This window comes from Cellulomonas carbonis, assembly GCF_014636275.1.
GTDB lineage: Bacteria > Actinomycetota > Actinomycetes > Actinomycetales > Cellulomonadaceae > Actinotalea > Actinotalea carbonis.
Map to the genome: position 1 here is coordinate 1 of NZ_BMEB01000017.1, position 1,284 is coordinate 1,284.

Consider the following 1,284-nt stretch of genomic DNA (forward strand, 5'->3'; position numbering starts at 1 on the left):
CTGACGTGGACCCCGTCGGCGTTGACGGGTCAGGTCGCTGCGGTTTGTAGGTCGGGGTCAGCCCAGGCCCGGGCGACCTCGGTGGGGGTGCGGTAGCCGAGCCCGGAGTGGGGCCGGTGGTGGTAGGTCTCGACGTAGGCGGCGATCGCGGTGCGGGCGTCTTCGATGGTCTCCCACTCGGTGCGCCAGGCGCAGCGCTTCTTGAACTGGCCGAACCAGGACTCGATGAACGCCTGGGACTCGGGGTCGCGGTAGCCGCCGCGGCGGTGGGTGATCCCGCGGGCGGACAGGTGCTTGCGGAAGTCCCGCGAGGTGAACTGCGACCCGTTGTCCGTCCCGAGCGTCAGCTGCTCGGGAACGATTCCGTGGGCCAGGACGGCCGCCTCGACGCAGCCGATCGCCTCGGTGGTGCGAGTGCGGACGTCCACGGTCCAGCCGGCGACCCGGCGGGTGCAGCAGTCCACGATCACGTGCAGGTAGACCCATCCGTGCGCGGCGGTCCAGACCTTGGTCATGTCCATGTGCCACAGCTCGTCCGGGCGGGTCACCCGGAAGTAGCCCGGGCGGCGGCGCCGATCAGTGTTCCGCGAGCGTTGCAGCAGCCCGTGCGCGCGCATCACCCGCTGGACCCGCTTGCGGTTCACCGGGACGCCGAGCTCACGGGAGGCCAGCGCCGCGACCATGCGGGTCCCGTCGACCGGGTTGGCGCGCGCGACCTCGACGATCGCCGCGTCCCCGGGCCGCCCGCGTCCAGGGCCGGCGCCCGCGGGGCGCCTGCTGGGCGGCCGGTAGAGGGCCTGCCGCGAGACCCGCGCGACGCGGGCGACGACGGCCGGCTTGCGCCCGGTGGCGACCACGGCGCGGGCCCTGGACACCCGGGTGCTCACGTCCAGTCCCGCGAGAGTTCCCCCGCGACGTCCAGCTCATACGTCTTGCGGCCCAGCGACCGCTCCAACGAGGCGACCTTCTTCTTCAGCTCGGCGATCTCCGCGTGCTCCGGCGTCCTGGTCTGCGGGTTCGCGAGCGCGACCTTGCCGCCCTCGAGCAACTTGTCCCGCCACGAGTAGTACAAGGTCTCGGAGATCTCGTACTCCCGACACACGTCCCGCACCGAGCGATCCCCGCGCAGGCCAGCCAGCACGACCTCGGTCTTCTGCTCGACGGTGAACTGCCGGTACTTCCTCTTCTCGCTCATCAGCCCTCCTGTGGGCATCAAGAGCGACCATCCTCCCCAAGCCCGACGAGCTCCGGAAGTGTCAACGACCCGACGGGGTCCTCGTCACG

At 71.4% G+C, this 1,284-nt stretch carries 2 protein-coding genes; both read right to left on the reverse strand.

Features of this window, described 5'->3' with window-relative positions; all coding sequences use genetic code 11:
* Positions 1–29: 29 nt before the first annotated feature.
* Positions 30–887: an IS3 family transposase gene (locus tag IEV86_RS17445; RefSeq protein WP_161784096.1), complete on the reverse strand. Its 858-nt coding sequence runs from the start codon at positions 885–887 to the stop codon at positions 30–32.
* Complete coding sequence (locus IEV86_RS17450; protein WP_052426602.1) at positions 884–1,195, reverse strand: transposase; 312 nt, start codon at positions 1,193–1,195, stop codon at positions 884–886. Before IEV86_RS17450 ends, IEV86_RS17445 begins: the two co-directional genes overlap by 4 nt.
* Positions 1,196–1,284: the final 89 nt, after the last annotated feature.